7 protein-coding genes, 1 tRNA gene and 1 pseudogene are annotated in these 9,170 nt (G+C 42.7%); 6 read left to right on the top strand and 3 right to left on the bottom strand.

The annotated features are described in order from the left end of the window. The first annotated feature begins 299 nt into the window (after positions 1-299). A complete protein-coding gene (locus tag CDG79_RS36930; RefSeq protein WP_143855701.1) occupies positions 300-848 on the top strand; it encodes a hypothetical protein in 549 nt (182 codons plus the stop codon). 112 nt (positions 849-960) lie between these two features. Here the strand turns inward: CDG79_RS36930 and abc-f are convergent, their stop codons facing one another. The 3 genes and pseudogenes from abc-f to CDG79_RS36945 form a co-directional block, all read right to left on the bottom strand. Next, positions 961-2,574: a ribosomal protection-like ABC-F family protein gene (gene abc-f / locus CDG79_RS36935; protein WP_094346521.1), complete on the bottom strand. Its 1,614-nt coding sequence runs from the start codon at positions 2,572-2,574 to the stop codon at positions 961-963. Positions 2,575-2,599: 25 nt separating this feature from the next. Next, positions 2,600-2,791 (bottom strand): annotated as a pseudogene (locus CDG79_RS36940) (Uma2 family endonuclease); the annotation flags it as partial. Positions 2,792-2,816: 25 nt separating this feature from the next. Then, complete coding sequence (locus tag CDG79_RS36945) at positions 2,817-5,510, bottom strand: CBS domain-containing protein (protein WP_094346522.1); 2,694 nt, start codon at positions 5,508-5,510, stop codon at positions 2,817-2,819. A 150-nt stretch (positions 5,511-5,660) separates the two neighbouring features. On the opposite strand from CDG79_RS36945, the gene psbZ reads away from it, so the two are divergent. From psbZ to CDG79_RS36970, 5 genes are all read left to right on the top strand, one after another. After that, positions 5,661-5,849: a photosystem II reaction center protein PsbZ gene (gene psbZ / locus CDG79_RS36950; protein WP_094346523.1), complete on the top strand. Its 189-nt coding sequence runs from the start codon at positions 5,661-5,663 to the stop codon at positions 5,847-5,849. 190 nt (positions 5,850-6,039) lie between these two features. Next, positions 6,040-6,618, top strand: coding sequence for a 6,7-dimethyl-8-ribityllumazine synthase (gene ribH / locus CDG79_RS36955; RefSeq protein ID WP_094346524.1), 579 nt, complete (start codon positions 6,040-6,042; stop codon positions 6,616-6,618). Positions 6,619-6,761: 143 nt separating this feature from the next. Beyond that, positions 6,762-6,833 (top strand) — tRNA-Gly (locus CDG79_RS36960). Between the two features lie 650 nt (positions 6,834-7,483). Next, positions 7,484-7,891, top strand: coding sequence for a hypothetical protein (locus CDG79_RS36965; protein WP_041565838.1), 408 nt, complete (start codon positions 7,484-7,486; stop codon positions 7,889-7,891). A 4-nt stretch (positions 7,892-7,895) separates the two neighbouring features. Next, positions 7,896-9,161 (top strand): glutamate-5-semialdehyde dehydrogenase, encoded by a 1,266-nt coding sequence (locus CDG79_RS36970; protein WP_094346525.1) that lies wholly within the window; start codon positions 7,896-7,898, stop codon positions 9,159-9,161. Positions 9,162-9,170 lie beyond the last annotated feature (9 nt).

Raw genomic sequence — 9,170 nt, forward strand, 5'->3', positions numbered from 1 at the left:
GGGCTGAGGGGCAGAGGGGCAGAGGGGATTGAACTTGGCACATTGAACTCTCCCCTGCTCCCCTGCCCCTCTGCTCCTCTGCTCTATCAAACGCCTGAAGCTTGTGAGAAATGCGGGTTATAGAGTTAATGGGAGTGCCAAAACCCATATTAGATCGACCATAAGTTTGGCAAAGAATTTATACAAATGCAATAAATGAATACAAACAGCGACGACAGGAAGTAGAAAAGCAAGGTGAACTTCGGCGAGAGATTGTTACCAAGGCGCTGAAACAATTAGCAGCAGAAATGGGGCAGGATGTGGCGATTGATTTCGAGCGCTGGGTGTGGGTTTACTTCCTAAATCACAAATTTGGCTCGATGTTGCATCGCTGGGAAGTTATTTTGGGTTACGCTGCTTTTCCGAAAGAAGAAATGCTTATTCAAGCACCTTTTTGTTTAGCTAGTGGTTGGAGTCATAACAAGTTTCCGCCCCCTGTGGCACTAGTTCCAATTTTGCCAGACATTAAAGAATTGGTTAGCAATAGAGGAGAACTAATAAAACAAATTGAGGGTAATGCACCGCCACCAATTCCAGAGGAAGATTCATACGTGCGTCTGGGAATTTGTTATGAAGCAACGTTAATTCTGTGGGCGGTAAATCGAGAGTTGACAATCAAAGCACTACAAGCGATCGCTTCAGGGTTAAATGAGCAAGAAAGAAAGGAGGTAATAGCCTGGGCAAAAGTTGAAGCTAAAGCAACATGGGGTAAAGAATATTCTTGGGAAACTATTGATTTGTATCAGACGGATTTAGATAAATTCTGTTTTGATATACCCTCACTGCTTGATTTTCCTATTGAAAATTAATATTAAATTGTATGAAGCTAAAAAGTATTATTCAGGAATTACCAATTATTGAGAGTTAAGCTGATATAGATAAACTTTTTCCTGACATATACACTAAAAGAATGCGATCGCTTTATTTATGACATTCCAGCAACTCTCGATAATATTGCTCTGGTGTACTCGGTAAATAAGTCGTCGTTTGCAAAGTTTGTTCCCTCAATTTGAAACCTTGGGTAATATTAATCCGGCTGAGGAAATCGATATCGTGGGAAATTACCCAAATAGCTCCTTGGTAATCATTGATACCTACTACCATTTGTTCAACAGTTTCAATATCCAGGTTATTAGTTGGCTCATCGAGAATCAGTAGATCGATTTCTGAGATACTAATCATAGCGATCGCTAATCTTGCCAACTCACCCCCACTCAATACAGACGCGCTTTTCTGAACGTCATCATATTTAAAGAGGAAGTGTCCCAACTGTTGACGCAAAAGCTGATAGCTGAGATCGGGATTGGCAGCTTGCATATTTTCCAGGATTGTGCATTGGCGATTTACCAATTCATAGGTTTGATCGAGATATAAAGCTTTCATCGCTGGTGCAAGCACAACCTCACCTGACTCCAAAACTGCTGCTTGGTTTTCCATTCCCAAAATTGCCTTTACCAGACTCGATTTACCAGAACCGTTTGCGCCGATAATGGAAATGCGATCGCTAGAGGACACGTGTAATTGAATATTTTGAATCAAGAGACGTTCTGATACCCTAAGATTTGCACCCTGGATATTAATTAGATTTCGGCGCTTTTGATTTTTTTCTTCTAGCTGAATACTTGTGACTTTCGTCGTTTTGACTTTCGTCTCTGCAACCTTTTGATTAGCCTTGGCTACTGCAACCTCATGTTTCTTTTTTGCAGTTCCGGTAGACACCTCAGCTTTGGTTTTAATTAGTCCTGCTGCCATTCTATCAATACTACCATTCAGAAACTTGGCGCGACCGTTGCGGCTAGATTGGGCTGCGCGTTGCTGTTCTTGTATAGCCGTGGCTTGGGTACGTTTGAGTTCCTTTCTGGCGACTTCGTGCGATCGCAACGCCACCTCTAACTCTATTTCTTTCTGTTCTCGATACCGAGAAAAATTCCCTCCATATACTTTCAAAGCATCAGGTGTGAGTTCCCAACTAACATCTGTAACTTGGTCTAAGAAAAAAGGTTTATGTGAGACAATTACAAACGCGCCAGTGAAATTTTGGAGAAATTGTCTTAAGTTTTCTAAAGCTTGCAAATCCATGTGGTTGGTTGGCTCATCTAGCAACAGTAAGTTGGGCTGTTGAGATAATCCGATTGCGAGAAATAGTTTTGTAAGTTCTCCACCACTCAAGTTAGTAATTGGTAAAGATAAGTCAAGTATTGTGTGAAATTGTGTTTGTAGAATCTCCTCAATATTCCACCATTCATCAGAGATGGAAATTAAAAATTCAAGTACTGTATCTGCTGTAATTTCTTGCCTGATAGTGCTGATTTGTGGCAAATAATAGACCATACCATGATGCAAAACTGAGCCTGTATTGGGGCTGATTTGACTTGCAAGTATCTTGAGTAGGGTTGATTTTCCTATTCCGTTGCGGCCAACCAAAGCAATGCGATCGCCCGCGTCGATATTCACATGAACTTCTTGAAACAAAGTTCTATCTGCGCTGAGTTTGTATGCTAAATTCTCCGCTAACAATATTGATTTTTTCGGCATTCTTCTCAAACCTCAATTCGCAAAATTTGTAATTTTTACCCCGCATCGTAAATTTAAAATTTGTGCAAAAATTCAGAGCAATTTCATTGTGATTAGTCGTACCACCAGGCATAGAAACTATTTCTCCATCTCTATATTCATTTTTGGATTCTGATGTCTCCTCTAGTTGTAAATATTCTTCTGGAGTGGAGTATGTTTTTGGTGTTTGTGTTTGCATAAAAACCATATCTGGGAAATATAAATTACAGAGAATAATGGTTGGCTAAAAACTCTTCAGCCTCAGCCCTATCTTTAATCACTCTATCCAAAGTGGCAGCAACTACATCATCTAATATTTGGCGATACTGTGGCCCTGGTTTGTAACCAAGTTTCTTTAAATCATTGCCATTTAATAGTGGCTGCACATTCGCCCAAACTGTTAAATATTCCCAAATTTGATGTCTAATTTCTCGCGGACTTTGCAAAGCAATTAAAATCAGCATTGGTAAATCGTACTGTCGCAACAACTGCACTAGTTGACTGGGGCGTTGCAAATTGGGTAAAGATTCCATTACTTGACTAAAGCTTTGGGCTAAGTTTTTCAACCTAACAATGCTATCCTCTTGTAATTGCAAATTTTGTGCTACTTTCACCCCATGTTCAGGTGCTAGGTGGGCGATTAATGCTTCTAAACGCATTTGCCAGTGAATGAGAGTTTGTTCGGCATCAAATCGCCGCAAACAACGTTCTAACAAACGTAATTGTCGCAAGAGTAAACCATCTAACTTTAGAGTAGGATGGATACATTGCAACGCTCCTAAGTTATCGAGTAACTGCAAAGCCGATTTCCAGTATGGGGCTTCTAGGATGTGTTTTAATTCTGTTTTCAGTCTAGTTTGCAGGGCTGGAGTTTTGGTATTCTCTTGAGAAGTGCGATCGTAAACACCACTGTTGATGGCATAGCGAATAAACTCTTCCGTTTGCGGTTCAATTTCAAATCCGAAGCGCACGGCAAAGCGCACGCCGCGATAAATGCGGGTGGGATCTTCGATAAAGCTATTGGGGTGTAAAACCCGAATTTGTTTAGCTTGTAAATCCAGTAAACCGCCAAAGAAATCGAGTAACTCACCGGAGCGGGGAGAGGTGAGCCGCAAAGCGATCGCATTAATGGTAAAATCTCGACGATACAAGTCTTGACGAATCGAACTCGCCTCAACTTCTGGATTCGCCGCCGGGTAAGGATAAAACTCTGTTCTAGCCGTGGCAATATCTACCCAAAGAGAATCTAATTCTGGGTCTTTGTGCCACAACAAAGCAGCAGTTTGAAAAGCCCCGTGGATTTCTAAACGAGCCGCAGGATAAAGTTGTTGGAGTGCTTTTGCTAGTTCCACACCAGCGCCAACATCTGCTGATTTGTGAAAGCCGTCAACTACTAGGTCAATATCTTTAATCATCAAGCTATCTGCTGTCTCAGCTAACAGCAAATCCCGCACCGCACCCCCGACAAGATAAAGATGCCAACCTCGTTTTTCGGCTTCTTGCGATGCGATGGTGAGTAATTGCCATAACTGAGGAGTAAGTTTATTTTGCAATTGCGGGAGATTAATATTACTTTTCTGTCTCTCTTTCTCTCCCCCTTCTCGGTTTTCATCCCTTTCCTGATGTAATTCCCGCAACACATCAGTACGAGTGACAAGACCAACTAACTGCTCATTTTCCAATACTGGTAAGCGCCCGATATCATAAGTCACCATCAGCGACTCAATTTGTGGCAGTGTTGTATCTGGTGTAATCGTTTTAAGATTTGTGGTCATGTAACCCTTGACTGGCGCATGGCTAAATCCATGATGCAAGGCAATATCAATATCCCGGCGCGAAATAATACCTACTAGTTGCCCTTGAATATCGACTACAGATAAACCAGAGTGTCCATAGCGCAACAAAATTCGCTGTGCTTCGGCAATTGTGGTTTCAGGCAGAATCGTGCGGACAGGAGAGGACATCAAATCCCTCGCGGTGGGGGGATGGGGAATTTGCGCTTTTAACCCGTCAAGGAGTTGTTTTAAGATTGCTTGTGAATCAACTCCTCTGATGTTTAGTGATGCGGCTTGGGAATGACCCCCGCCTCCTAGAAGTTTGAATAATAGGTTAAGATTTGTTTTGGGAATTTGCGATCGCCCAATCACACTTAAGCTTGAATCCCCTTTACCTAGATACTCATTAGCCAACAGTAGGGCATCAATTTCAGTTAATTCCACTAGTTGCGATGCCAGACTCGACAACCCCGGCACAAAAGCATCTGTTTTAAGAGTTGCCCAAGCAACCGTATATCCACGCAGACAAAGATATTCTAAATTTTCCAACGCCTCAGTTAATAACTGCTGCAATTGCAAAGACAAGCCAGGGTCACGGTAAGTAGAAATTACTGACAAACTCGCACCTTGTTGCATCAACCAAGCCAAAGCTAAGGCATCCCGTGGTGTGGACTGGTCAAATGTTAAGGAGCCAGTGTCAACGTGAATACCTAAAGCCATTACCGTTGCTTCGGCAGAACTCAGGGAAACTTGCTGTTGTTGCAATTGCTCCACAATTAAAGTTGTGGTGGCTCCTACTGAAGAAATATGCGATCGCGTCGCGGCAATATCTGATTCTTGTCCTAAGTGATGGTCATAAACTATAATCTCTCCAAGATGGGGTAAATCTAACCACTCAGCAGCTTTACCCAAGCGATCGCGCTGTTGAGTATCCACCACAGTCAGAGAACGAATTTTTTCAGGATTCACCGAACGGCGTTCAATTAGCGGATATTCATCCCGATGCAATGCTAAAAAGTCCCGTACAGGAGGGTGAGAACCGCCAGTCAGCACAATCTTACTTCCTGGTAGTAGGCGCGTTAACCCTACAGCTGCTCCTAGTGCGTCAAAATCTGCTGTCGTGTGGCAAAGAATTAAATCCATAATTAAGAGTCATTAGTCATCGGTACTTAGACAAAGGACAAATGACTAAAATGTTGCAATTTCTGCTAGCTTAAAAATAATAAGAAAGTGTCAATGTCGCCCTTTAGGATATTCTATCCTTAGTATTTCGCTGTATTGGGAGAAGCAAAAATGACCATAATATTCCAATTTGCCTTGATAGGTCTAGTCCTATTGTCTTTTATCCTGGTTGTGGGCGTTCCTGTTGCTTATGCAACTCCCCAAAGTTGGGGTGAATCTAAAAAACTGATCTGGGTTGGCTCTGGTGTCTGGATTGGTTTGGTATTTTTAGTTGGTTTGTTAAACTTTTTTGTCGTGTAGGCGACCGCTTCGCTCTGGCGCAGGCACATAATATAAGAACTAGAGGGGCAGAAAAGCCAATGGTCTTTGACCAAAGGAGAAAAGAAGAAATTTTTTCCGATTTCCTTTTTTCTAACCGTGCTTTCCTGCTCCTCTACATTTAAATAAGAAATGTATATTGGCCAGAACTATAGTTGATTAAGAGGCAGTCATGGCAGTTTTCGAGGGAACTTTTACCCAAACGGAGCCTTTGCGGTTTGCAGTGGTGATTGGTCGATTCAATGACCTTGTTACCGGAAAGCTGCTAGAGGGATGTCAAGATTGCTTGAAACGCCACGGTGTAGATCCTAACCCCCAAGGTAATCAGGTTGACTATGTTTGGGTTCCGGGAAGTTTTGAGGTACCTTTAGTAGCTCGCCAACTAGCACTTTCCCATCGTTATGATGCTGTAATTTGTCTAGGTGCAGTTATTCGCGGACAAACACCCCATTTTGATTATGTATCCGCCGAAGTTTCTAAAGGCATTGCCGCCGCTAGTTTTCAAACTGGAGTGCCAGTAATTTTTGGCATTTTGACAGTAGACACTATGCAGCAAGCCTTAGAACGGGCAGGCATCAAAGGTAATCATGGCTGGGATTATGCCTTGAACGCCCTAGAAATGGCAAGCCTCATGCGGCAATTGCGTTCTAACCTAGCAGAGCCGTATTCTCGTAATAGCCAATCTTTGCCAGCCTCTTTTCAAAGTGCCAGCATCGGCAATTTAACTGCGGAGTCAGAAGAACTAGGCTAGGGCGTGTCATTGTCATTAGTCATTTGTCCTTTGTTATTCACCTAATGACCAATGACCAATGACCAATGACCAATGACAAAAGACCAAATAAAGGGGTTGACAATTAGGGATAAATCTGAGATATTGATATATGGCAATTGATTGCGGGTGTAGCTCAGTGGTAGAGCGTCACCTTGCCAAGGTGAATGTCGCGCGTTCGAATCGCGTCACCCGCTTCCAACTAGAACCTCTTGATAGTTTTTACTTCAAGAGGTTTAGTATTTTTAGGGTGCATTCAGTCTTGAGTGATTCGCACTGTATTCGTGTGAATCGTTCCCAACTTTCATGAATTTCATAGATAGGTAGAATATAAAGTAATTTAGATATGGTGGAACTATCGTATTCGTGGATAGGTTTTACCGATCTAGTAAAACTAGTTTAAATTATGGGGGAATTTAAAGGTCTTAGTCTCTTAAAGCGGGTTGATGTATTTAAATCTCAGCACACTGCTAGCTAAGATTTAAATACATCTAAAAAATATCGAAACTTATGCACGGATAGCTAAATCGTGTCTGGACGTTAAGGGATAATTGCTCCCATGCTCCCACTGAAACGTCAATTAGTGTCTAAATTTTATGTAGAAGGAAATTTTAAATAAGATTGTCAGCTACGGGGAAAGACTACAAACAAAAAACTCCGTACTGATATGAAAATTATGATACTTAGAGTCGGCTGCATCTACTGTTTGCAATCATGGCGATATTTGCATCGCTAGTCCATGTATATAAAGAGAGCAATTTATAGTAGCAGAAGCTTCTATTGCATTTACCAAAGGATTATATTGTCGTAGTTCGTGTTAAAACACGCTCAAGTTACTAGAACGCTTGTGCAATCTCAAAAACCCGAAAAAATAGATTTCAATGCTGAATACCCCTGTCCCTGTCGTCGCCGGGGTCAGTTAATTCCGATTACGTTGACAGAAGCATTTGGTTGCGATCGCTGTCAGCAAATCTTTGTAGTAGAAGATAATGGTCATGTCCTAGAACAGCTTTCCACCACCTATCCCTACAAACGGGCTTGGCGTTGGATGGGAAATAGTTGGCATGTTGTCCATCCCCGCTTGGGAGAAAGCTATCTGCCTATAGCACTTGGCATTATTTTCGTGCTAGTGATTATATGGCTGCCGTTAGCACTGCGATTAGCAAATGGTTCCAGCATTATTGCTTGGGCAATGGTGGCGGTGCTATTAGCTATTCTGCCAGCATTAATGGTCTGGCTTACCTACAGACGTTAACTCAATGACTGTTGAAGTTTTAGATGACCACCCCGAACCAATTACTAGCGCCCAACGAGCCTATCAAGCTTCCCTAAAGTTGGGGATCACAAAGGGAGCAGATCGAAGTCGTGCAGTATTGGCGATGGCACAAGCGCTTGAGCGCTCATTTGACGACATTCTAGAAGCCAACACCTTGGATTTAGAAGCTAGTCGAGAAATGGCAGTGCCAGAGTTGATATTAGACTGGCTAAAGCTGACTCCCACAAGGCTAGAGATGACAGTAGACATTCTACAACGGTTGGGGGAATTATCAGATCCGTTGCGGCGCGTCAGAACTGCTGATTATCAACTAGGAGATTCCCAGAGTTACACCCAATTAATGCCCTTGGGAGTGATTGGATTTATTTATGAAGCATTCCCTGATTTAGGGGCGATCGCAGCAGGTTTTTGCATCAAAACTGGCAATAGTATAATTCTCAAAGGCAGTACTGAAGCTAGCCATTCCAACGCCGCCATCGCTGAGGCACTGCAAAATGCGATCGCAGAAGTTGGACTACCTCCGGGTTGTGTAGAACTGATCGCAGCCGAAGGTGGTGCTTCCATTCGGGATTTAGTCACCCAAGACCAATACGTAAATCTAGTTATTCCCTACGGACGGACTAGCTTGATACAGCAGGTAGTGCGACAGTCAACTTGCCCAGTCTTAAAGTCAGCGATGGGTAACTGTTACCTCTACTGGTCGCTAAATTCCAGCTTAGAAATGGTGCGCTGGATGATTCTTGATAGCCATCAAAGCGAACCCGATCAAGTTAATGCGATTGAAAAGGTACTAATTCATCGTCAAGCCTTGCCATCATCCTTAGCAGTTCTGTGGAACAGCTTGATGGAAAAAGGCTTTGAAATTAAAGGTGATGCGGAACTAGTACAAGCCTTTCCCCAGTTACACCTAGTGAAGGAGGGCGAATGGGGAAACCCTTATTTAACTAAGACAGTAGCTTTTAAACTGGTGGATAGCTTAGAGGGTGCGATCGCCTGGATTAATGAACACAGCAGTGGTCATGCCGACTCTATCGTTACTGAATCTTACCAGGAAAGTCGGCAGTTTGCTTTAGGAGTTAACAGCGCTTCTACCTACATCAACACTTCCCCGCGTTTTTCCCGCAACCCCTCGCGGGGAGATTCAGTGTTTCTCGGCATGTCTAACCAAAAAGGTCATCGTCGAGGATTTATTAGCCTAGAAACTTTGACTACCGTTAAGCATATTGTTCAGGGAAATGGCAGATTTTAAATTGTATGG

It is taken from the genome of Nostoc sp. 'Peltigera membranacea cyanobiont' 232 (genome assembly GCF_002245985.1).
Taxonomy (GTDB): Bacteria; Cyanobacteriota; Cyanobacteriia; order Cyanobacteriales; family Nostocaceae; genus Nostoc.